At 72.9% G+C, this 21299-nt stretch carries 20 protein-coding genes; 9 read left to right on the top strand and 11 right to left on the bottom strand.

The genetic code is table 11. The annotated features are described in order from the left end of the window. Nucleotides 1-45 precede the first annotated feature (45 nt). Nucleotides 46-210 carry a 50S ribosomal protein L33 gene (gene rpmG / locus AB0399_RS20265; RefSeq protein ID WP_328463179.1) on the top strand — a complete coding sequence of 55 codons (165 nt, stop codon included), beginning with the start codon at nucleotides 46-48 and terminating at the stop codon, nucleotides 208-210. 5 nt (nucleotides 211-215) lie between these two features. Further along, the gene (locus AB0399_RS20260) at nucleotides 216-476 is read left to right on the top strand and encodes a type B 50S ribosomal protein L31 (protein WP_329370262.1); all 261 of its coding nucleotides are present in this window, start codon (nucleotides 216-218) and stop codon (nucleotides 474-476) included. A gap of 139 nt (nucleotides 477-615) precedes the next feature. On the opposite strand, the gene AB0399_RS20255 is transcribed toward AB0399_RS20260, so the two are convergent. Both AB0399_RS20255 and AB0399_RS20250 read right to left on the bottom strand, forming a co-directional pair. Continuing rightward, nucleotides 616-1488, bottom strand: a complete 873-nt coding sequence (locus AB0399_RS20255) for an ABC transporter permease (protein ID WP_366412266.1) — start codon at nucleotides 1486-1488, stop codon at nucleotides 616-618. Further along, nucleotides 1485-2441 (bottom strand): ATP-binding cassette domain-containing protein, encoded by a 957-nt coding sequence (locus AB0399_RS20250; RefSeq protein ID WP_366412265.1) that lies wholly within the window; start codon nucleotides 2439-2441, stop codon nucleotides 1485-1487. The genes AB0399_RS20255 and AB0399_RS20250 overlap by 4 nt, the downstream gene beginning before the upstream one ends. 133 nt (nucleotides 2442-2574) lie before the next feature. On the opposite strand from AB0399_RS20250, the gene AB0399_RS20245 reads away from it, so the two are divergent. The 3 genes from AB0399_RS20245 (at nucleotide 2575) to AB0399_RS20235 (ending at nucleotide 7475) form a co-directional block, all read left to right on the top strand. Further along, the gene (locus AB0399_RS20245; protein WP_366412264.1) at nucleotides 2575-3891 is read left to right on the top strand and encodes a sensor histidine kinase; all 1317 of its coding nucleotides are present in this window, start codon (nucleotides 2575-2577) and stop codon (nucleotides 3889-3891) included. Then, nucleotides 3888-4646, top strand: coding sequence for a response regulator transcription factor (locus tag AB0399_RS20240; protein ID WP_366412263.1), 759 nt, complete (start codon nucleotides 3888-3890; stop codon nucleotides 4644-4646). The genes AB0399_RS20245 and AB0399_RS20240 overlap by 4 nt, the downstream gene beginning before the upstream one ends. A 402-nt stretch (nucleotides 4647-5048) precedes the next feature. After that, the gene (locus AB0399_RS20235; RefSeq protein ID WP_366412262.1) at nucleotides 5049-7475 is read left to right on the top strand and encodes a hypothetical protein; all 2427 of its coding nucleotides are present in this window, start codon (nucleotides 5049-5051) and stop codon (nucleotides 7473-7475) included. Between the two features lie 238 nt (nucleotides 7476-7713). Here AB0399_RS20235 and AB0399_RS20230 read toward each other — a convergent pair whose 3' ends face one another. The 3 genes from AB0399_RS20230 to AB0399_RS20220 form a co-directional block, all read right to left on the bottom strand. Further along, nucleotides 7714-8874: a Gfo/Idh/MocA family oxidoreductase gene (locus tag AB0399_RS20230; RefSeq protein ID WP_366412261.1), complete on the bottom strand. Its 1161-nt coding sequence runs from the start codon at nucleotides 8872-8874 to the stop codon at nucleotides 7714-7716. A 242-nt stretch (nucleotides 8875-9116) separates the two neighbouring features. Beyond that, nucleotides 9117-9983, bottom strand: coding sequence for a DNA-formamidopyrimidine glycosylase family protein (locus tag AB0399_RS20225; protein ID WP_329370275.1), 867 nt, complete (start codon nucleotides 9981-9983; stop codon nucleotides 9117-9119). A gap of 5 nt (nucleotides 9984-9988) precedes the next feature. After that, nucleotides 9989-10645, bottom strand: a complete 657-nt coding sequence (locus AB0399_RS20220; RefSeq protein WP_366412260.1) for a TetR/AcrR family transcriptional regulator — start codon at nucleotides 10643-10645, stop codon at nucleotides 9989-9991. A gap of 148 nt (nucleotides 10646-10793) precedes the next feature. Here AB0399_RS20220 and AB0399_RS20215 point away from each other — a divergent pair, with 148 nt between their 5' ends. Then, on the top strand, nucleotides 10794-11729 hold the full coding sequence (locus tag AB0399_RS20215) for an SDR family oxidoreductase (RefSeq protein ID WP_366412259.1): 936 nt from the start codon (nucleotides 10794-10796) through the stop codon (nucleotides 11727-11729). Between the two features lie 274 nt (nucleotides 11730-12003). Next, complete coding sequence (locus tag AB0399_RS20210; protein ID WP_329370282.1) at nucleotides 12004-12408, top strand: VOC family protein; 405 nt, start codon at nucleotides 12004-12006, stop codon at nucleotides 12406-12408. 146 nt (nucleotides 12409-12554) lie between these two features. Here AB0399_RS20210 and AB0399_RS20205 read toward each other — a convergent pair whose 3' ends face one another. Both AB0399_RS20205 and glnA read right to left on the bottom strand, forming a co-directional pair. Then, the gene (locus tag AB0399_RS20205; RefSeq protein ID WP_366412258.1) at nucleotides 12555-13382 is read right to left on the bottom strand and encodes a PhzF family phenazine biosynthesis isomerase; all 828 of its coding nucleotides are present in this window, start codon (nucleotides 13380-13382) and stop codon (nucleotides 12555-12557) included. A 319-nt stretch (nucleotides 13383-13701) separates the two neighbouring features. Continuing rightward, complete coding sequence (gene glnA, locus AB0399_RS20200) at nucleotides 13702-15111, bottom strand: type I glutamate--ammonia ligase (RefSeq protein ID WP_329370284.1); 1410 nt, start codon at nucleotides 15109-15111, stop codon at nucleotides 13702-13704. Between the two features lie 252 nt (nucleotides 15112-15363). Here glnA and AB0399_RS20195 point away from each other — a divergent pair, with 252 nt between their 5' ends. Further along, a complete protein-coding gene (locus AB0399_RS20195) occupies nucleotides 15364-15831 on the top strand; it encodes an RDD family protein (protein ID WP_328463150.1) in 468 nt (155 codons plus the stop codon). A gap of 273 nt (nucleotides 15832-16104) precedes the next feature. Here AB0399_RS20195 and AB0399_RS20190 read toward each other — a convergent pair whose 3' ends face one another. From AB0399_RS20190 to lipB, 4 genes are all read right to left on the bottom strand, one after another. Further along, nucleotides 16105-16785 (bottom strand): DUF4191 domain-containing protein, encoded by a 681-nt coding sequence (locus AB0399_RS20190; protein ID WP_328463149.1) that lies wholly within the window; start codon nucleotides 16783-16785, stop codon nucleotides 16105-16107. Nucleotides 16786-16818: 33 nt separating this feature from the next. After that, nucleotides 16819-17058, bottom strand: coding sequence for a hypothetical protein (locus AB0399_RS20185; RefSeq protein WP_329374367.1), 240 nt, complete (start codon nucleotides 17056-17058; stop codon nucleotides 16819-16821). Nucleotides 17059-17385: 327 nt separating this feature from the next. Beyond that, nucleotides 17386-18375 carry a lipoyl synthase gene (lipA, locus tag AB0399_RS20180; protein ID WP_366412257.1) on the bottom strand — a complete coding sequence of 330 codons (990 nt, stop codon included), beginning with the start codon at nucleotides 18373-18375 and terminating at the stop codon, nucleotides 17386-17388. A 165-nt stretch (nucleotides 18376-18540) separates the two neighbouring features. Beyond that, nucleotides 18541-19317, bottom strand: coding sequence for a lipoyl(octanoyl) transferase LipB (gene lipB / locus AB0399_RS20175; RefSeq protein ID WP_329370289.1), 777 nt, complete (start codon nucleotides 19315-19317; stop codon nucleotides 18541-18543). A 311-nt stretch (nucleotides 19318-19628) separates the two neighbouring features. Between lipB and AB0399_RS20170 the strand changes: the two genes are divergently transcribed. Beyond that, nucleotides 19629-21281, top strand: a complete 1653-nt coding sequence (locus AB0399_RS20170) for a regulator (RefSeq protein WP_366412256.1) — start codon at nucleotides 19629-19631, stop codon at nucleotides 21279-21281. The last annotated feature ends 18 nt before the right edge of the window (nucleotides 21282-21299 follow it).

Here is a 21299-nt window from a genome sequence, read left to right as displayed (position 1 = left end):
CCGCTCAGCCCTTGAAAATGAAAACCAAAGTCGTATAGTGGGGGCATGGCCAGAAACGAACTGCGTCCCGTCGTCAAGCTGCGGTCCACCGCGGGCACCGGCTACACCTACGTGACCCGCAAGAACCGCCGGAGCGACCCCGACCGCATGACCCTCCGCAAGTACGACCCCGTCGTGGGTCGACACGTCGACTTCCGTGAGGAGCGCTGAACACCATGAAGCCTGCGATCCACCCCGCCTACCGCCCCGTCGTCTTCCGCGACCGCGCCTCCGGCCACGCCTTCCTGACCCGCTCCACGCTCACCACCGACCGCACCGTCGAGTGGACCGACGGCCGTGCCTATCCCGTCTTCGACGTGGAGGTCTCGTCGGCGAGCCACCCGTTCTACACGGGCACCCAGCGCGTCATGGACTCCGCCGGCCGCGTCGAGCGGTTCAACCGCCGCTACGGCCACGCGGCACCCGAAGAGCGGTGAGGCCCCTGCCGCCCCACCGCCGGGGCGCGCACCCGCGCCAAGCCGCCCTCGGACGGAGCAGGAACCCGGCCCGGCACGTCCGACGTGCCGGGCCGCATCATGTCCCGGCACCCGGAGCATGCCCTGGCACCCGGGGTCCTCAGACGTCGCGACGCCGTATCACCACCACGGCGACGACCCCCGACACGACCGCCCACGCCGCCAGCGCGATCCACGAACCGTGCACCGACGCCGGGTACTTCCCGAAGTCGATCGGCGCCGCCGGATTGGCGACCAGCCGACTCTGCGCGTCGCCCGGAAGCGTGTTCCCGATCTGCCGCAGCAGCTTGTAGCGGTCGCCCCCGAACAGCAGCGGCACCAGGAACAGCAGCGCCACCACCGCGACGACGGAGGCGGTCGCGTGGCGGAACACAGCGCCCAGTGCCATGCCGACCAGCGCGCACACGGGCGCGATCAGCGCATACGCGGCGACGCAGCGTACGCACCCGGGATCGGTGATCGACAGGCCGACATGGCGCGAGGCCAGCATCGCGTTGCTGCCGAAGAAGGACACCGTGGACACCGTCGTCCCCATCACCAGCGTGACCGCGGTGACCACGACCAGTTTCGCGAGCGCCACCGCCCGCCGGTCGGGCACCGCCGCGAACGTCGTACGGACCATGCCGGTCGCGTACTCGCCGAACACGGTGATCGCGCCGACCACGGCCGCCGCGAGCATCACCAGGTCGGCGGAGATCTGGTTCAGGCCGTGGAAGATCGGGTCGTACGTCATCGGCCCGCGGCCCGGCATCGGTGGCGGCGGGTGGTCGATGTACGTGAAGTCGGAGCGGACGGCGTTGAGGTTGACCACGATGGCGACCACGACGCACGACGCGAGCACCCAGTACGTCGACCGCAGCGACCGCAGCTTGATCCACTCGGCGGCGACGAGGTCGGTGAACCGGGGGCGGGGCCCGTCCCCGTCCGCCGAGAGGAGCGGATCGCCGGACACGGCAAGGGACGCTGAGCTCATCGGGTCCCTCCCGTCCGGTGCCCGGCCCCGGTCCGGGCCGGTGGCCCCGCCGGGTACTCGACGCTGTCGGCGGTCAACCGCAGGAAGGCGCTCTCCAACGACGACGACCTGGTGGCCAGTTCGTAGAGCGTGAGGCCATGGCGCCCGGCGAGTTCGCCGATCCGGCGGGCGGGCAGCCCCGACACCTCCACCGCCTCCTCGGACTCGGACGCCTGCCGCACCGTCGCGCCCTCCTCCGCCAGCAGCGCCGTCAGCGCCGCCACGTCGGCGGTGCGCACGCTGACGACCGCAACTCCGTGCGCTGCCCCCGACAGGGAGGCGAGGTGCTCGTCGGCGATCAGCCGGCCGCGCCCGATCACCAGGACCTGCTCGGCGGTGTGCTCGATCTCGCTCATCATGTGGCTGGAGACCAGCACCGTGCGGCCCTCCGCGGCGAGCCGGCGGAACAGGCCGCGCACCCACAGCACCCCTTCCAGATCAAGGCCGTTGAGGGGCTCGTCGAACAGCAGCACCCGCGGCTCCCCGAGCAGCGCCGCCGCGATGCCGAGCCGCTGCTTCATGCCCAGTGAGAAGCCGCCGATGCGCCGCCCGGCGGCCTTGCCGAGCCCCACCTCCTCCAGCACGTCGGCGACCCTGCCGCGAGGGATGTGGTTGCTGCGTGCCAGCGCCGACAGGTGCGCGGCGGCGGTGCGCCCGCCGTGCACGTCCTGGGCGTCGAGCAGTGCCCCCACGTGCCGCAGCCCGCGCGGGCGGTCGGCGAACGGCACTCCGTCGACCGTGACGGTGCCGCCGCTGGGGGCGGTCAGGCCGAGGATCATCCGCAGGGTGGTGGACTTCCCGGCCCCGTTCGGGCCGAGGAAGCCGGTGACCCGTCCCGGACGTACACGGAACGACAAGCCGTCGACGGCGACCGTGGCACCGTAGCGCTTGGTCAAGTGCGTTGCTTCGATCATGGCTTCACGGTGCCGGGAGCGCCGCCCGCCCCGCATCGGGCCGCGGGCCGCATTCCCGGGGCCGTGCACCAGCCCCCGGGACTACACCTTCGGGCCAATGTGCCGCCCCGCCCCGGGCGCCTACGATCGGCGCATGCCCGCCGCATCCCGTACTCCGACGCGTACGCCCCTGCTCAGGCGTCCGCCACTGGGCGTGTGGGTGGCCGTCTTCTGGGTGACGGTCGTCCTGGTGCGCAGCTTTCAGCGCCGCGACGAACTGGCCCACCTCACCAACCTCAACGGCAACATCGAGGACGGCTCGCTCCTCGTCACCGCCCTTGCCACCACCTTCGTCGCCCTGCTGGTCTTCCGGCTGCCACTGGCGGCCCTGGTGGTCTCGCTGTCCGGGTCCGTCGCCGCCATCGGCACCGGCGTGCCCGAGGCACCGGTCGTGCTGTTCCTGCTGGCCGCTGTCGTCATCGGCTACATCACCGCGACGCGCTCGCGCCTCATGTCGGTGGCCGGCGCCGTCCTCTCCTGCGTGGTCGTGCTCGCCAGCCAGGACAACGGCGCCGTGTGGGCGGCACTGACCGCCATCACGTTCGTCGCCTGGCTGGTGGGCAACACCGTCCGGCAGAGCCGTACGCACACCGAGGCCCTGCGCCGCCGCGCCACCCAGCAGGCGGTGACCGAGGAGCGGCTGCGGATCGCCCGCGAACTGCACGACATGGTCGCCCACAGCATCGGCATCATCGCCATCCAGGCCGGCGTCGGCAGCCGCGTGATGGAGACCCAGCCCGCCGAGACCCGCAAGGCGCTGGACGCCATCGAGGCCACCAGCCGCGAGACCCTGTCCGGCCTGCGGCGCCTGCTCGGGGCACTGCGGGAGACCGACACCGACGGTGGCGAGCCGCCCCGCGACCCGGCGCCGGGCCTCGCCGACCTGGGCCGCCTCGTGACCACCACGCACGAGGTGGGCGTACGCGTCGAGGTCCGCTGGAAGGGGCAACGCCGCCCTCTGCCGCCCGACATCGACCTGTCGGCCTTCCGCATCGTCCAGGAGGCGGTCACCAACGTGGTCAGGCACTCGGGCACCCGGGACTGCGCGGTCACCCTCGACCACCGGCAGGACGCGCTGCTGGTGGAGGTGGTCGACCTCGGCTGCGGCGGCCGGCCGTCAACAGCGAGCGGCGGCTACGGCATCGTCGGCATGCGCGAGCGGGTAAGCCTGCTGCACGGCGAGTTCAGCGCGGGCCCGCGCCCGGGCGGCGGCTTCCGGGTGGCGGCGCGGCTGCCGCTGCCGGCGGGTGACGCGGGCGCGGTGGCGACCGCGGAGACCGGTGGCCGCGCGGGTGCGCGGGAGCGTACGGAACCGGCGACGGATACGGCACCTGCCGGTCCCGCGGGCGGGGAGCGCCTGCCCGGGCACGTCACCGAGCCCGCTTCACCCGCCGGACGGGTTCGCGGATGATCCGCGTCCTCCTCACCGACGACCAGCCGCTGATCCGCACCGGTCTGCGCGTGCTGATCGCCGACACCCCGGACATCGAGGTCGTGGGGGAGGCGGGCGATGGCGCAGAGGCGGTGTCGCTGGCCGGGCAACTGCGCCCGGACGTCGCCGTGATGGACATCCGCATGCCCGGCATGGACGGTATCGAGGCCACCCGGCTGATTACGGGCGCGGCCGGCGACGGGACCCGCGTGCTCGTCCTGACGACGTTCGACGACGACGAGTACGTGTACGCGGCGCTGCGGGCCGGGGCGAGCGGGTTCCTGCTCAAGGACATGCGGCTGGAGACCATCCTCGACGGCATCCGCGTCGTCGCGGCCGGCGAGGGGCTGATCGCGCCCGCCGTGACCCGGCGGCTGATCGAGGAGTTCGCCCGGCGGCCGCCGTTCGCCGGCGCACCGGCACGCGCACCGTCACGGGGAGGGGAAGCGGATCGGAGCGGGCGGCGCCGGGAGGCCGGGCACGGAGGGCAGGACGAGCCGCACGGGCAAGAGGGGCAGGACGGGCGGGACGAGCGACTGCGCGGCATCACCGACCGTGAACGGGAGGTGCTGACGCTTGTCGGACGCGGGATGTCCAACACCGAGATCGCGCAGACCCTGTTCATCAGCGTGGCGACGGCCAAGTCCCACGTGGCGCGGCTGTTCTCCAAACTCGGCGCGCGCGACCGGGTCCAGCTGGTGATCATCTCGTATGAGACAGGGCTCGTGGGCTGAATATCGGACTTCTCCTGCGGGCTGTGGATAACTTTGCGCACGGAGGTGGACGCAGCCCGTAACGTGGTTCTCGCGTGGTGCAGGGAGCACCGCGTTCATTCCCGTCCGGGAAGCCGGGGATGACGGGGGATACCAGGGGTGCCGGGGGTAGAAATGGACGGGTTCGTTTTCGGAGAGTTCCGCGTGGTGGTCGGCGGCCGCGGCCGCGGCGTGAGAGTGGAGCGCGCCGCGCCCGAAGGCGGTCGGCGAGGCGGCGGCCGGGGCGGGGGTGAGGGCGAAGCCGACCCGGCTCAGCGCGTGCCGCGGCGGCGGGCGAACCATCCGCACACGGGCGCGGTGGGCACGCTGGTGGGGCGGGAAGAGCAATTGGGGCTGATGCGCAGCGCCGTGCGATCGCGCCGCATGGTCGAATTCACCGCGAAATGCGGCTCGGGAAAGACCTCTCTGCTGCGCGCCGTCGCGCCGGATGCATATATCCGCGTCGGTGCCGCCGATCTTGAGGATTTCCTCCAGGACATGGTCCGCGAATTCTACGAGTACCCGCCGGGAGCACCCCGGTTGACCACGGACGAGTGCCGGCGCGCCCTCGAGCAGGTCGTCGCCGTCGTCGCGTTGGACGACGTGGGATACGGCCCGTTGCAGCTCGCCGATCTGCGGGACGCGTTACGCGGGTGCGCGGTGCTGATGGGCGCGGTCCGCCCGGGAATCGGGCGGCTCGGGGTGTCCCACCCGCTGCCCGGCCTCACCTCCGCGGACGCGATGACCTTGCTCTCCCGCGACCTCGACCGGATCGTCTCCGAGTCCGAACTGCCGCACGCGCGACGACTGGTGGCCGCGGTCGGCGGCAGACCGCTCGCATTGCGCCAGGCCGCCGCTCTGGTGCGGTACGAAGGCCGCCGCTTCGCCGAGTTGGCGCAGGAGGTCGAGCTGGACCCGGGGGTGCTCGACGAGTTGGCGATCGCCGCGCTCGACCCGGAGTCCAAGCGGGCGCTGGCCGTGCTCGCACTGCTCGGCGGCGCCCACTTGCCCGCCCGACTGGTCGCGGCGATGGCGGAAGTGCCGGCCGGCGCCGAGCGGTTCGACCGGCTGTGCGCGCGAGGGCTCGCCGAGAAGCGCGGTGACCGCTTCGGCCTGCCGACCGGGCTCCCCGAGCCCTACCTGCGACTGCTCCACCGCCACCTCGACTTCGGCGTCTCGCTGCGGGCCCTCGGCAGCTGGATCGAGGCGCGCGACCCGTGCGGCGCCGAGGCGAGCCAGGCGGCGGACGCGGCGGTGCCCTTGCTGGACACGGCGGCCGGCCGCCGCGAGTGGGACACGGTGATCGCGCTCGCCGCGATCGTGGAGCCGGTGCTGTGTATCCAGGGGCACTGGAGGTCCTGGCAGCGGACGTTGGAGATCGGGCGCATCGCGGCCCTCGAACTGCCGGACGTCGTGGCGGAGGCCCACTTCGCCCACCAGGAAGGCACACTCCATCTCCTGGAAGGCCGTCCGGATGCGGCCAGGGACGCGCTGGCCCACGCGTTGGAGCTGCGCACCCGCCATGCGAGGGCCGCGGACGGCAGCGCGGCGGAGGAGACCCGGGCCAACCTGGCGCTCGTCGCGGGCGATTCCGGCGACTGGCGAGGTGCGGGCGGCGCGGGCGTCCCGCGGGCCTCTCTCGGCGGGCGACTGGCGGGCATGGGCCGTGCGGCGAGCCGCCGGGCGCGGGCCCGGGCACGTCGGCGGCGCAGAGCACTCGTGGGAATGGGCGCGGCGACCGTGGTCCTCGCGGCCGGTGTGGCGGTCGCGGTCGGCGCCGTCGGGAGGGACGGGCTGGGCGGAGCGGGCGGCTCGGGCTGGCACCACAACGCCTCGGCGGCCGGGGCCAAGGGCGGCCCGGCGGCGTCGGGCGGCCTGCCCGGCGCCCACCGGATCGACGGCGGCACCAAGGACCAGGACGCCCCCGGCGGCACCCTCCCCACCGGGTCCGACGACCCGGCCGACCCGGGCGCCGCACTGAAACCCCTCACGATCAAGGGCACGGGAGACTACGGCGACGTGCACGAGGGTTCGGCCGCCGCCCCGGTCGCCAAGCTGACCATCACCAACCCGAACGGCAGCCCGGTCCCGCTGGACGCGATCAGCCTGTCCGCCCGCTCCGACTTCGCCATCACCACGGGCTCGTGCCACACCGGCGAGGGCATGTCGCCCGGGTTCCTCGACGACGAGGCGGGCGGCGGTCCGGCACCGGCCAAAGGGCTGGCGGCGGGCACCAGTTGCAGCGTGAGCGTGCGGTTCGCGCCCACCGCGCTCGGCAGGCGCGCCGACACCCTCACGGTCAGCTACGGCAAGGACGGCAGGAGCACCGCCCGTCTCACCGGCCGCGCCTTCGCCACGGTCAAGGTGACCGTCACCCCGGACACCGGCGGCCGGCGACACGGTTACGTCGACATCGCCGCCGACGGAACCACCACCAAGTGCGACCAGCCCACGCCCTGCACGGTCCGCTACTTCGACGCGAAGGCCCCGCTCTCCCTCAAAGCCCACGGCGACCCCGCGGGCGCCGACAGCTCCGGCGCCGCCGGGGACACCGGCGCCACAGCCGGTGTGAGCGATAGCGGCGGTTCGAGCACGGCGGGGAGCATAGGCGGCGCCGGTGATGCGGGCGATTCGAGCACGTCCGGGGGTTCCGGTGCGTCCGGTGGATCGTCCGGGGCCGGCGGCACCGTGAGCGAGCCGTATCAGCCGGACACCTGGACCGGTCCGTGCGCCGGTTCGGTGGACGAGTGCGACCCCACCCCGGGTGGTGACGTCACCACCAGCGTGCACTTCGCCCCGGGCAGCTCATGACTCGTTGGCTCCGAACTCGGCCGCGGGGCACGGCAGTTTACGGAGCGGCCGAGTGCGGGCCGGGTGCGGGCCCGCGCACCGGCTCGCCATGTCCCCGGTCCGCAGGCCGGCCTGTCCGACCGGCCCGGTGCGAAGACCGGCCCGACCGGCGCCGCCCGAGCCGACCGCCACACCGAGCAGCCGAGTCCGCCGAGTCCGCCGAGCTCGCGGAGTCCGCCGAGCCCGGCCGGCCCCACCCTCAGGCGGTGGCCCACGCCTCCTCCGCGGTGGTCACCGGCGCCCCTGTGCGAGCGGACTCCTCGACGGCCAAGGCGAGCAGGTGGTCCTGGCAGCCCTCGGCCAGCGGGTAGGGCTCGGGCCCCTCGCCGCGCACCCAGGCACCGGTCCGGCACAGCAGGTCCACCACCGCGAGGTCGTCCTCGGACAGGCTCGCGCCGACGTAGTCGTTGCGCCACACCACGCGGCCGTCGAAGGAGATGTGGTGCACCTCGGCGCCCTCGAGGTTGAGGTCGGTGCCGGTGCGGCGGCGGACCAGCGCGGACTCCACCGGGGTCCGCGGGTCGGCCATCCGCACCACGCTGTCGTCCACGATCTCGCCGAGCGAACCGCGGACGACGACCCGGCGGGCGCGCAGCGGGTTCCACCACTGGTTGTCGGTGAAGTCGTACAGGCCGGTGCGGCCGGCGCCGAAGTCGATCAGGGCGAGGGTGGTCGTCGCGTCTTTGGGCGTCAGGTCGTCCGACCAGCCCTTGGGGGAGAGCGGGTCGGCCAGCGGTGCGGTGAAGGCGCGCGCGGTCACCGTCGCCGGCCCGAAGCCGACGCCGAGGGTGTGCCGGATCAGGGACATCGCGTGGTACATGTGCGTGGAGGAGAGCTGGACCGAGGTGGCCGCGCCGATCACGCCGTCGCGGACGAGGGCGATCCTGGCCGCGTGCCCGGGCATCAGCACGTACTGCTCGGCGACCTGCACCAGCGCGCCGCCGTCCGCGGCCGAAGCCGAAGCCGAAGCCATGCCCCCGCCCCCGCCGGTAGCGGCGCGGCGGGCGCCGCCCACCGCGCTCCACAGCTCCCGGAGCCCTGCCGCGTCCGGCGCCGGCGGCGTCTCGGCCAGCACCGGCACGCCCTGCTCCACCAGGTCCCGCACCACCCCGGGAGTCACGTCCCAAGGCACCGACGGGATCACGAACTCCGGTTCGGCCGCGAGCAGTTCACCGACCGTACGGTAGGCGGGCACGCCCCACGCCGTACGGACCTGCTCGGCCCGTTCCGCCGAGCGGGTCACCACCCCGGCCACCGCGAGCCGCTCGGGCAGTGCCCGGGCGAGCCGTACGAAGAACTCCGACCGCCAACCGCTACCGACAATGCCGAACCGTATCGGCGCCGCGTCCACGTCACCCATCGCGCCGGCCTCCAGCCGCTCGCTTGCCCGCGGGCACGTCACCGTCCCGCCTCACTGCTGGAAAACCATACGGTCAACGCCCCACGCACCGACATCCGGTCCCGCCACCCGGTCCCGCCACCCCGTCCTGCGCCCGGCAACGGCAGCCCACCGCCGCGGGCGCCCCACATCGGGCCGCACGCCCGTACGCACGGCAACCCGGGCCGACCCGGGCCCGGCTCACCCTGTGCGCCGCCGGGGCGCTACTTCAGCAGTCGCGACATCCGCCGGTCCGCCAGCGGCTTCCCGCCGGTCTGGCAGGTCGGGCAGTAATTGAGCGCCGAGTCGCTGAACGACACCTCGCGAACGGTGTCCCCGCACACCGGGCACGGCTCGCCCTTGCGCCCGTGCACCCGCAACCCGCTCTTCTTCTCGGCCTTCAGATCCCGCAGCGGCAGCCCCCGCGAGCGCTCCACCGCGTCCCGCAGCGTGCTGCCGATCATGTCGTACAGCAGCGCCGCCTCCTGCCCCGACAGTTTCGCCGCGAGCTTGTACGGCGACATCTTCGCCGCGTGCAGGATCTCGTCGGAGTAGGCGTTGCCGATCCCCGCGATCACGCTCTGGTCGCGCAGCACCCCCTTGATCTGCCGCCGCTCGCCCGCCAGCAGCCGCGCGAACGCCTCGGGGGTGAAGTCCGCCGCCAGCGGGTCCGGCCCCAGCCGCGCCACGCCCGGCACCTCCGCCGGGTCGTGCACCACGTAGACCGCCAGCCGCTTCTGCGTGCCGAACTCCGTCACGTCGAAGCCGGTCCCGGCCGGCTCCGCGAGCCGTACCCGCAGCGCCAGCGGCCCCTTGCCGGGCCGGGGCGGCGCGTCGGGCAGATTGTCGTTCCAGCGCACCCAGCCCGCCCGCGCCAGGTGCATCACCAGGTGCAGGTCACCGGCCGCCAGGTCGAGGAACTTGCCGTGCCGCGCGACCGCGTCGAACGCCCGTCCCTCCAGGTCCGCGACCCCCGGGCGGTACGTCTTGAGGGCGCTCACCGCCAGCGGGTACACCCGCTCGACGGTCCGCCCCACCAGGTGGTCATCGAGAAACCAGCGCAGCGCTTCGACCTCGGGCAATTCAGGCATACCCCCTATGATGCCTCCGCCTCCCGCGTTTCCCCGTCCCGCACCTTCCCGACCCGTGCTGTCCCGTCCGGCGCTTCCCCGGCCCGCGCGTTCCCGTCACGCCGTTCAAGGGTGGCGAGGAAGCTCTCCGCCGCGTCCTGGACCCGGGCCCGGTCGCCGGTGGCGAGCAGGTCGAGCAGCAGGCCGCGGATCGTCGCGATCACGAGGGTGGCCGTGCGTTTCGCGGTCACCGGGTCGGTGCCGGGCCCCTGCGTCTCGCACAGCGCGTTCATCCAGTCGGCGACCACCCGGTCCAGGAACTCCGCGAACTGCTCCGGCGCCTGGAGCGCGCGCCCGTAGACGGCGAAGAACAGCCTGAACTCCGCCCCCCGCCGCGGGTCCGAGGTCCGGGTCCAGACCGCGCGCACCGCCGTCGCCAGGTCGGGCTGCTCGCCGAGGGTGTCATTGGTGGCCGCGAAGATGCGCTCCCGCAGCCGACCGAGGATGGCCTCCAGCATCTGCTCCTTGGTGCCGAAGCGGTGCACCAGGGTCGTGGTCGACACGCCGAGCGCGGCGGCGACCGGCCGCCACGACAGCTCGGAGAACCCGTGCTCGACCGTGTAGTCCACCACCGCGTCGAGCAGCTCCGCCCGCCGCTGATGGTCGACCGGGCGCCCCGCCATCGCTTCCTCCTGTTGCTCCCGACACCGCCCCGCCGCCCTCGGCGCTTCCACCGCCGGGCGTGGCCTCGGTTTGACATTTCTGGTACGACTGTACACAGAATATTTCTAGCACGACCGTACAAATAATAAGACCCTCTGGAGGTTACCCGTGCACGTCTTCGTCACCGGAGCATCGGGCTGGATCGGCCGCGGGCTCGTCCCCGACCTGATTGCCGCCGGCCACACGGTCACCGGGCTGGCCCGTTCCGACAACTCGGCCCGCGCCCTGCGCGACGCGGGCGCCGAAGTCCGCCTCGGCTCGCTCGACGACCTCGACACCTTGCGCAGCGCCGCCGCCGACTCCGACGGCGTCGTCCACCTCGCCTTCAAGCACGACATCGCCTTCGCGGGCGACTTCGCCGGGGCCACCGGCGCCGACCGCGCGGCGATCGAGACCTTCGGGCAGACCCTGGCCGGCACCGGCAGGCCGTTCGTCATCGCCTCCGGCATCCTCGGCGTGCTCGGGCTCCCGCCCGGCGCCGTCGCCACCGAACGCGACGGGCTGGCCGCTCCCGCCGCGGGGCAGGGCGCCCCGATCGCTGGCGCCAACGCGCGGATCGCCAACGCCCACTACACGCTCGCCCTCGCCGACCGCGGCGTGCGCTCCTCGGTCGTACGGCTGCCCCCGGCCACGCACGGAAACGGCGACAACGGGTTCATCCCGACCGTGATCGGCTTCGCACGCGAGAAGGGCGCGGCCGCCTACGTCGGCGACGGCGCCAACCGCTGGCCGTCGGTCCACCGCGACGACGCTGCCCGCCTGTTCCGCCTCGCGCTGGAGTCCGCGCCGGCCGGGTCGGCGCTGCACGCGGTCGGCGACGAGGGGGTACCGATCCGCGAGGTGGCCGAAGTCCTCGCCGAACGCCTCGGCATCCCCGCGGTCTCCGTCCCGCCCGAGCAGGCCGGGGAGTACGTCGGCTGGCTCGGCGGTTTCTGGGGCACCGACGGGCCCGCCTCGGCGCGGCTCACCCGCGACCTGCTCGGGTGGGAACCGACCCGCCCGGGCCTGATCGCCGACCTCAAGGAGGGCCACTACTTCGCATGACGCCCCGGGTTGGCATGACGCCCCCGGGCCGCCTCGCCTGACGCGCCGGCGCACCTCCAGCCCCGGCCCCGGCGCCGTACAATCGCCACTCCGGTCGGGCCGCCCCACGCACCCGGCCCGCCCGGATCGGCGAACCCGCCGACGAAGAAGGGGACTTGCCGGTGCGCCACCACGACCGCGACCGCGACCGCGACCGACGCCGCGACCACGACCGCGACCGACGCCACGACCGCCACCGCGGGACCACCGCGATGCCCGACCGGTCGGCGGCGTCATGACCGCCCCGACCCCGGGCGCGCTCCACCACGTCGAACTCTGGGTCCCCGACCTCGACCGTGCGATCACGTCGTTCGGCTGGCTGCTCGAAGCCCTCGGCCACACGCCCTTCCAGCACTGGGACCGGGGGCGGAGCTGGCAGCTCGGTACGACCTACCTCGTCATCGAACAGTCCCCCGCCCTCACCGCAGCCGCCCACGACCGCTGCCGCCCCGGCCTGAACCACCTGGCGTTCCACGTCGCCGACCCGCCCACCGTCGAGGCGCTGGCCGCCGAGTCCCGCCACCACGGCTGGCGCCTGATGTTCCCCGACCGCCACCCCCACGCCGGCGGCCCGGACCAGTACGCCGCCTACCTGGAGAACGACGACGGCTTCGAGGCCGAACTCATCGCGATCGCCTGACCACCGCCCCCGACCGGAGCATCCGGCTTGCGCACCGGTTCGCAGGCGGAGCCGACGACTTTCGACGAGACCCCTGCCGGTCGTGCGGCGGCCCGGCAACCCACTCGGTGACGGGGCCGGCGCCGTACGCGCGGATTCCCGCTCGACTACGGCAAGGGGGCCGTCGCGGTGATCTGCGCGGCACCGCCCACGCGTACCAGCGAACCCGATGAGCCGTGCCGCGTGGTGGCCGTGATCGTGGAGGGGCTGCCGAGCGAGTCGCCCATGTCCACGGCGATGTCGGCGATGCCCCGACCAGCCAGGTCAGCGGCCAGGCAGGCGGTGCTGTTGGCGTTGGCGATGTCCTCGGCCACCCCGATCGACGGGGCGAACATGCGGGCGGCGACGCGGCCGTCCGGCGTCGGCACGGAATAGACGTAGCAGCCCAGCAAACCGAGACGGTCACAGCCGGCCCTGAGCCGTACGAAGTCCGGGTCGAGCGCCGCGAGAGCCGGCCGCGTGGTGATGGGTACCAGCAACCGAGGCCGTCCCACCGAGGCTACGCGGATACCCGGCGCGAGCGAGTCCGCGGTGACCCCGAGCGCGGGCAGGACGAGTTCGCGCTCGACGGGCGTGGCCTCGCGCAGGTCCACAGGGCCGGGCTCGAACGCCGCCCTGAACTGCGCCTTCTCCCGTAGACACCAGCCGTTGAAGACCCGCCCCGCCGTACGAAGCGTGGCCAGGTACTCCGCGCCCCCGGCGCGTTCGGCGAGGAACGCCAACGCCGCAACCGTTCCGTGGCCGCAAGCGGGCAGTTCCCCCTCGGCGGTGAAGAAGCGCAGCGACGCCCCGGGCACGCCCTGCCGACCGTCGTCCACCGAGACGAAGACGGCATGCGACGTACCCGCCGTCACCGCCACCCGCCGACGCTCCTCATCGGTCAACGCCACGTCGTCCACCACCGCGGTGGGGCTCCCCCCTCGACCTCCACGCACACAAGCGCGAACGATCACCACGGCCGACCCCCGCGCACCCGTCAACTCCCCTCCCCTTAACCCGAACCCCGAACCCCGAACCCCGAACCCCGAACCCCGACCCCGCGCCACGCCACCCGCCAAGCCCGCAACGCGTCGCGCCCCGTCGTGGAAGGCACGGCCGAGGACGTCGCTGTCCCGGATCGTTCGCCTGGCGCCGAACCGGCGGCGCGGGCGATGCGAGCCCCATGACGCAGAGATCCCCAGGCCGGCGAAGTGCCGACCTGGGGAATCTCCGGGACCGGGGACCGTGGGACCCCGGCGCACCCGACCTCGCGGTTTAGATGTCGAAGTAGAGCTCGAACTCGTGCGGGTGGGGGCGGAGCTGGAGGGGCGCGATCTCGTTGGCGCGCTTGTAGTCGATCCAGGTCTCGATCAGGTCGGAGGTGAAGACGCCGCCGGCCTGGAGGTACTCGTTGTCGGCCTCGAGGGCCTCGAGGACCGCGGGGAGCGAGGTCGGGACCTGGGCGACGCTCGCGTGCTCCTCGGGGGCGAGCTCGTAGAGGTCCTTGTCGATCGGCTCGGCCGGCTCGATCTTGTTCTTCACGCCGTCCAGGCCCGCGAGGAGGAGCGCGGAGAAGGCGAGGTAGGGGTTAGACGACGGGTCCGGCGCGCGGAACTCGACGCGCTTGGCCTTCGGGTTGGAGCCGGTGATCGGGATGCGCATCGCGGCGGAGCGGTTGCGCTGGGAGTACACGAGGTTCACCGGGGCTTCGAAGCCGGGCACCAGGCGGTGGTAGGAGTTCACCGTGGGGTTGGTGAACGCCAGCAGCGAGGGGGCGTGCTTGAGGATGCCGCCGATGTAGAAGCGGGCGGTGTCGGACAGGCCCGCGTAACCCTGCTCGTCGTAGAAGAGCGGGGTGCCGCTCTGCCACAGCGACTGGTGGACGTGCATGCCGGAGCCGTTGTCACCGAAGATCGGCTTGGGCATGAAGGTGGCGGTCTTGTTGTTGCGCCAGGCGACGTTCTTGACGATGTACTTGAAGAGCATCAGGTCGTCGGCCGCGGCGAGCAGCGTGTTGAACTTGTAGTTGATCTCGGCCTGACCGGCGGTGCCGACCTCGTGGTGCTGGCGCTCCACCTGGAGCCCGGCCGCTTCGAGTTCGAGGGAGATCTCGGCGCGCAGGTCGGCGAAGTGGTCGACCGGCGGGGCGGGGAAGTAGCCGCCCTTGTAGCGGACCTTGTAGCCGCGGTTGTCCTCGGTGGCGCCGGTGTTCCACGCGGCCGCCTCGGAGTCGATGTGGTAGAACGACTCGTTCGCGGAGGTCTGGAAGCGGGCGCTGTCGAAGACGTAGAACTCGGCCTCGGGACCGAAGTACGCGGTGTCGGCGATGCCGGTGGAGGCGAGGTACGCCTCGGCCTTCCTCGCGACGTTCCGCGGGTCACGGCTGTACTGCTCGCCGGTGATCGGGTCGTGGATGAAGAAGTTGATGTTCAGCGTCTTGTCCCGCCGGAACGGGTCGACGCGGGCAGTCGACAGGTCCGCGCTCAGCGCCATGTCGGACTCGTGGATCGCCTGGAACCCGCGGATGGACGAGCCGTCGAAGGCCAGTTCCTCGGTCGGGTCGAACGTCGAGACCGGGACCGTGAAGTGCTGCATCACGCCGGGCAGGTCGCAGAAGCGGACGTCGACGAACTTGACGTCCTCGTCCTTGATGAACTTGTTGACGTCGTCGGCGTTCTGGAACATCCAACTCCTCCTAGGCCCGGCCCCGCGGGTCGGGTTGGCGATCGAGATGTGCGGCCAGTGCGGTGGCGCACACTGCCCTGACCTTAGGGATCAGGGATTTCTCCAGCATGACCCATTTGTTTCGCAGAGGTTAACCGCGATGCCCCGGAATCGCCCCCGGCCGCCCGCCGCCCAGCGCCCGCAAGGGCAGCCGGGAGGGGCGTCAGGTGCCCGCCCGGTGGTCCGTTCGTGCGCGGGGTTACCGTGGATGCCGTGGACAACAGGGAAGTAGTGGGATCGTGGCTCTCCGGGCCGCGCGCGGCCGCGGAACAGATGGGCGTGGAGTTCGGCTACCGCGGTGAGCGGCTGGGCCTGCCCGAGGACGGACCGGGGTCCATCGCGTCCATCGGCCGCCGGGTCGCGGCGATCTTCATCGACTGGGTGCTGTGCGTGGTGATCGCATACGGCCTGATCGCTCACCGTAATGTGCACACCGCGAACAACTGGGCGCTCGTCGTCTTCGGCGCGGTCAGCCTGATCGGGCTCGCGCTGGTCGGCAGCACCCCGGGGAAACTGATCACCCGGCTGAGGGTGATCGGCGTTGACGGCCGCCGGCTCAGCCCGCTCGCCGCGCTGATCCGTACGGTGCTGCTGCTCCTGGTCGTCCCGGCGGTGGTCTGGGACCGCGACACCCGGGGGCTGCACGACAAGGCCGCCAAGGCGGTCCAGGTCCGGATCTGACGGCGGGACGCGGGAACGCGGGAGCGCGCCCCGGGAACGTGAGAACGGGAACACGGGAGCGCGCCCCGGGAACGCGGAAACGGGAACGCGAGGACGGGAACGCGGGAGCGCGCCCCGGGAACGTGAGAACGGGAACGCGCCGACACGAACAGCGCGGGCGCACGAAAAGGGGCGCCGGGATCTCCCCGGCGCCCCTTCGGCGTGTTCGGCTTCGGCAGGCGAAGCGGCTCGGCTTCCGACGGGCGACGCGCTCGGCTCCGACGGGCGAAGCGCTCAGCGCCCGCGCGGCATCCGCATGCCCTTCGGCATCGGGCCCTTCGGAATCGGCATGTTGCTCATCAGGTCCCCGAGCGCCCGCAGCCGGTCGTTCACCTCGGTGGTCTTCGGACCGCTCAGCGACCGCGGCAGCCGCAGCAGCGTCGTACGGATCTTCTTCAGCGGAAGCTGGCCCTCGTCGTCACCGACGATGTAGTCGTGCACCGGCACGTCGTAGACGACCCGGGCGACCTTCTTCTTCTCGGCGGCCAGCAGCCCCTTCACCCGGTTCGGGTTGCCCTCGCCGACCAGGACGATGCCGGCCTTGCCGACCGCCCGGTGTACGACGTCCTGGCTCTTGTTCATCGCCACCGCGGGGGTCACGGTCCAGCCCCGCACGTTCTGCAGCACGGCGGCTGCCGCGCCCGGCTTGCCGTCGAGCTGCCCGAAGGCGGCCCGCTCGGCACGGCGGCCGAAGACCACCGCGGTCGCCAGCAGGCCCACCAGGAGACCCAGGATGCCCGCGTAGATGGGGTGGTTGATCAAGAAGCCGAGGGCGAGGATGACACCGAAGGTGACGATTCCCACAGCCGCAAGGACAAGACCGATCTTCGAATCGGCCTGCCTGGTCATCTTGTATGTCTGGACGATCTGCGCGAGCCGTCCAGAACTGCTCTCGGATGTTTCCTTCCTCGCCATGTGGCAAAGGATACGTGGCCTGTCGGTACGCCGTCACCGCGGCCGGGCGGCTCCGCCGCGCTCCGCGCCCGCGAGCGCCGCGATCTCGTGCTCGGCCTCGCGCCGGTCCTTGGCGCGCTGCCGGTCCGCCACGACGGCCGCCCACGCGTTCCTGCGGGCGGTCTGCTGGCCGCCGCTCAGCAGAAAGGTCTCCACCGCGCGCAGCGCGCCCGCCACCGGCACCGCCGGCGCATGCCGCTGACCGCGGCGGAAAAGGGGCCGGCGGCCGGTCAGGAGGCGGCCGGGAACGTGCACCTGCTCGGACGACGACGACATGGCGTCCCCTCGGGAGGAAGGAGGAAGGCGGTGGACGGAGCGGGAAGAGCGGCGGTACGGGTCTGGCGGCAGTACGGGGCCTGGCGGACGTACGGCGGTGCGGGACCTACGGGCGGTGCGAAACCCTGCGGTGCGGGACCTGCGGTGCGGGACCTGCCGAGGGCCCTGCGGAGGTACGGAACGCGTGCGGTGCGGGACCTACGACGGCGCCGCGCTGCCCGACACGACAACGGTGCGGCGAGAACAAGTCTCGCCACACCGTGTTACCAGCCGGTGACCTTCCGGTCAATCGCGTATGAAAGCCGCACCGCCGGCGTGTGCCGGGGCGTCCAGGCCGGCCCGCCGGTCGATGGCCTGCTGGAAGAGCCGCCCGGCGCGGTATGACGAACGCACCAGCGGCCCGGACATCACACCCGCATAGCCGATCTCCTCGGCCTCCTCCTTCAGCTCCACGAACTCCGCCGGCTTCACCCAGCGCTCCACCGGGTGGTGCCGTGCGGAGGGCCGCAGGTACTGCGTGATGGTGATCAGCTCGCACCCCGCGTCGTGCAGGTCCTGCAGCGCCTGGCTGACCTCCTCGCGCTCCTCGCCCATCCCCAGGATCAGGTTGGACTTGGTGACCAGGCCGGCCTCGCGGGCGCGGGTGATCACCTCAAGCGAGCGCTCGTAGCGGAAGCCGGGGCGGATGCGCTTGAAGATCCGCGGCACCGTCTCCACGTTGTGCGCCAGGACCTCGGGGCGGGCGCCGAAGACCTCGGCGAGCTGCGCGGGCTCGGCGTTGAAGTCGGGGATGAGCAGCTCGACCTTGGTGCGGCCGCCCGCGCGGTCCGCGGTCATCGCGTGGATGCGCCGGACCGTCTCCGCGTAGAGCCAGGCGCCGCCGTCCTCCAGGTCGTCGCGGGCGACGCCGGTGATGGTGGCGTAGTTCAGGTCCATGGTGAGCACGGACTCGCCGACCCGGCGCGGCTCGTCGCGGTCGAGGGCCTGCGGCTTGCCGGTGTCGATCTGGCAGAAGTCGCAGCGCCGCGTGCACTGGTCGCCGCCGATGAGGAAGGTCGCCTCGCGGTCCTCCCAGCACTCGTAGATGTTGGGACAGCCCGCCTCCTGGCACACGGTGTGCAGGCCCTCGCTCTTCACGAGTTTCTGCATCTGCGTGTACTCGGGACCCATCTTCGCCCGGGTTTTGATCCACTCGGGCTTGCGCTCGATGGGGGTCTGGCTGTTGCGGACCTCAAGGCGCAGCATCTTGCGTCCGTCGGGTGCGACTGCAGACACGACCGGCTCCCTCTAAAGCTTCGATTCTACGGCGAACACCAGCGTACGCCCGTACTTCCCACGGCTCATCATCGATGCAACCCGCGGCATGGACGGGGCATTCCCGTCCCCGCCGGGCCGCCGTCCGCCCGGCACACACCGCCGGGCCGACGCCGTCCGGTCGGCTCACACCGCGCGGGGCAGCGGGACGGCCGTGCCGAGCACCGCGGTGAGGTGCTTCTCGACCACCGGCAGCACCTCGGCCACCGGCACGTCCCGGCCCAGTTCGGCCGAGAGCGAGGTGACGCCCGCGTCGCGGATGCCGCACGGCACGATCCGGTCGTACCAGGTGTTGTCGGGGTTGCAGTTGAGCGCGAAGCCGTGCATGGTCACGCCCTTCGCGACGCGGATGCCGATCGCGGCGAGCTTGCGGTCCTCGCGGCGCTGGCCTGCGTTGGAGGGGGCGTACTCCGGGCCGTTCAGCCGCGGGTCGAACTCCTCGTCGGCCAGCCGCGGGTCGAAGTCCAGGGTGAGGCCGCCCGGGCGCTGCTCCACGGGGTCGCCCAGCACCCACACGCCGCTGCGCCCCTCCACCCGCGAGGTCTCCAGGCCGAAGTCGGCGGCCACCTGGATCAGCGCCTCCTCCAGCCGGCGGACGTGGGCGACCACGTCGACGGGGCGGGGGAGCTTCATGATCGGGTAGCCGACGATCTGGCCGGGGCCGTGCCAGGTGATCTTGCCGCCGCGGTCGACGTCGACCACGGGGGTGCCGTCGAGGGGGCGCTCGTTGTCGGCGGTGCGGCGTCCGGCGGTGTAGACCGGCGGGTGTTCGAGCAGCAGGCAGGTGTCGGGCACCTCGTCGAGGAACCGGGCCGCGTGCACACGGCGCTGCTCCTGCCACGCTTCCTCGTACTCGACGGCGTCGGCGCCGAACCCCAGGTGGACGAAGCGCAGTTCGCTCACGGCTACTCCTACTCCTCTGCGGTACGCGACGGAGGCGCGTTGCCGGCCACGGCTGGTGGTGCGGCCGGGCGCACCTCAGCCACTGTACGGCGGCGCGCGAAGCGGTCGTGCCGCGGGCCCTGCGCGGCCGGGGGCCGGCCCCTTCCCGACCACCGCCGCGACCGCGATCCCGCCGCACAGGAACTGTCCGGAATGCGGCCAGTTGTAGTCCATTCGGGCGAATATACGGCTCTTACGGTGAGCTTCCCGGCACTGACCGTTACATTCACGCCGTTCTTGAGACCGCCCAGAGGAAGTGGACCGTACTGCCGATGACGGACCGCCCCACGCAGCGAACGCCGAACCTTCCGACCAGCGCGGCGCCCCGCCAGGCGCGTACCGAACGGCAGAACCGAGCCAACACCAAACTCGCCGAGATCATCGCGGAAGCAGGCTTCTCGCATGCGGGACTCGCCCGCCGGGTCAACCAACTCGGCGTCGAGCACGGCCTCGACCTGCGCTACGACAAGACGTCGATCACCCGCTGGCTGCGCGGGCAGCAACCCCGGGGCACCACGCCGGCGCTGATCGCGGAGGTCTTCACGCAGCGGCTCGGCCGCCGGCTGGCCGCGCCCGACCTCGGGCTCGACGCGTGCGCGCCGGTCTACGCCGGGCTGGAGTACGCGGCCACGCCCGAGGAGGCGGTGGACATCGTCAGCGGGCTGTGGCGCAAGGACACCGGGAACCAGGCCGAGTTGCGGAAGATCGCGTTCACCCCGGCGGGGCTGGTGGTGCCGAGCCGGGACTGGCTGATCGGGCGGGCCGACGAGCGGGTGGGGCAGGGGCCGCAGCATCCGGTGGCCCCGGTGCCGTCCGCGGCGGCGGAGGCGGGCCCGGCGGACGGCGACGGGGAGCGCGCGGCCGGGGCGGAGGAGCCCGGGGGCGGGGCTGTGGCGGTCCAGGGCGCCTGGGCGGCCCGGGCCGCGCGGGTGCCGACGCAGAGCCGCGGGGCGCGCGAGGGCGAGCCGGTCGTGCTGCTCGGGGGCCATGCGGGAGCCGGGACGGGCGGCGGCGTGCCCGGTCGGGTCGGCGCGGGCGACATCGCCGCGGTACGCGCCGTCGGCGACCTCTTCCGCTCCCTCGACCACGCCTACGGCGGCGGGCACGCCCGGCAGGCCCTCGTCCGCTACCTGGAGCACGAGGCCGAACCGCTGCTGCGCGGGTCCTACGGCGAGGCGCTCGGCCGCCGGCTGTTCGCCTCTGTCGCCGACCTCACCCGGCTCGCCGGGTGGACCTCGTACGACATCGGGGCGCACGGTCTCGCGCAGCGCTACTTCGTGCAGTCGCTGCGGCTGGCGCAGGCGGCCGGGGACCGGGTCTACGGGAGCTACGTCCTGGTCACGATGAGCCGTCAGGCCGTCTACCTCGGGCACGGGCGCGAGGCGGTGCAACTCGCCCGGGTCGCCCAGCAGGGGGTCGGGTCGGGGGCGCCCGCGGTCGTGCACGCGCTGCTGCACGCGGCCGAGGCGCGCGGGCACGGGCTGATCGGGGAGGCGCGGGCCTGTGCGGGGGCGCTGGCGCGCGCCGAGCGGTCGCTGTCCGCCGCCCGCGGCGGGGACGAGGTGCCCGGCTGGGCGCGGTTCTTCGACGAGGCGCAGCTCGCGGACGAGTTCGCGCACTGCCATCGGGACCTGCGGCAGTACCGGGCGGCGGTGCAGTACGCCGAGCGGTCGCTGCAGCTCAGGGCGGCGGCGTACGCGCGCAGCAGGCTGTTCTGCCGCACCGTGCTGGCGTCCGCGCGGCTCGGGCTGGGCGAGGTGGAGGTCGCCTGTGCGCACGGGGTGGAGGTCGTTCGCGGGGCGAGCGAGATGCGGTCGGTCCGCGCGGGCGAGTACGTCCGGGAGTTCCGGGGGCGGTTGGAGCCCTTCCGCGACACGGTCGCCGTCCGCGCGTTCCTCGACCGCGTGGCGGCGTTACCGCGCTGATCGACTGCGTGGCCGTGT

This window comes from Streptomyces sp. NPDC088194, assembly GCF_040702025.1.
Taxonomy (GTDB): Bacteria; Actinomycetota; Actinomycetes; order Streptomycetales; family Streptomycetaceae; genus Actinacidiphila.
This window is presented reverse-complemented; position numbering and strand designations above follow the sequence as displayed.

Excerpts from the sequence above, each read along its gene's own strand:
- rpmG (WP_328463179.1), top strand. The coding sequence starts at position 46 with ATGGCCAGAAACGAACTGCGTCCCGTCGTCAAGCTGCGGTCCACCGCG.
- AB0399_RS20260 (WP_329370262.1), top strand. The coding sequence starts at position 216 with ATGAAGCCTGCGATCCACCCCGCCTACCGCCCCGTCGTCTTCCGCGAC.
- AB0399_RS20255 (WP_366412266.1), bottom strand. The coding sequence starts at position 1,488 with ATGAGCTCAGCGTCCCTTGCCGTGTCCGGCGATCCGCTCCTCTCGGCG.
- AB0399_RS20250 (WP_366412265.1), bottom strand. The coding sequence starts at position 2,441 with ATGATCGAAGCAACGCACTTGACCAAGCGCTACGGTGCCACGGTCGCC.
- AB0399_RS20245 (WP_366412264.1), top strand. The coding sequence starts at position 2,575 with ATGCCCGCCGCATCCCGTACTCCGACGCGTACGCCCCTGCTCAGGCGT.
- AB0399_RS20240 (WP_366412263.1), top strand. The coding sequence starts at position 3,888 with ATGATCCGCGTCCTCCTCACCGACGACCAGCCGCTGATCCGCACCGGT.
- AB0399_RS20235 (WP_366412262.1), top strand. The coding sequence starts at position 5,049 with ATGGTCGAATTCACCGCGAAATGCGGCTCGGGAAAGACCTCTCTGCTG.
- AB0399_RS20230 (WP_366412261.1), bottom strand. The coding sequence starts at position 8,874 with ATGGGTGACGTGGACGCGGCGCCGATACGGTTCGGCATTGTCGGTAGC.
- AB0399_RS20225 (WP_329370275.1), bottom strand. The coding sequence starts at position 9,983 with ATGCCTGAATTGCCCGAGGTCGAAGCGCTGCGCTGGTTTCTCGATGAC.
- AB0399_RS20220 (WP_366412260.1), bottom strand. The coding sequence starts at position 10,645 with ATGGCGGGGCGCCCGGTCGACCATCAGCGGCGGGCGGAGCTGCTCGAC.
- AB0399_RS20210 (WP_329370282.1), top strand. The coding sequence starts at position 12,004 with ATGACCGCCCCGACCCCGGGCGCGCTCCACCACGTCGAACTCTGGGTC.
- glnA (WP_329370284.1), bottom strand. The coding sequence starts at position 15,111 with ATGTTCCAGAACGCCGACGACGTCAACAAGTTCATCAAGGACGAGGAC.
- AB0399_RS20190 (WP_328463149.1), bottom strand. The coding sequence starts at position 16,785 with ATGGCGAGGAAGGAAACATCCGAGAGCAGTTCTGGACGGCTCGCGCAG.
- AB0399_RS20170 (WP_366412256.1), top strand. The coding sequence starts at position 19,629 with ATGACGGACCGCCCCACGCAGCGAACGCCGAACCTTCCGACCAGCGCG.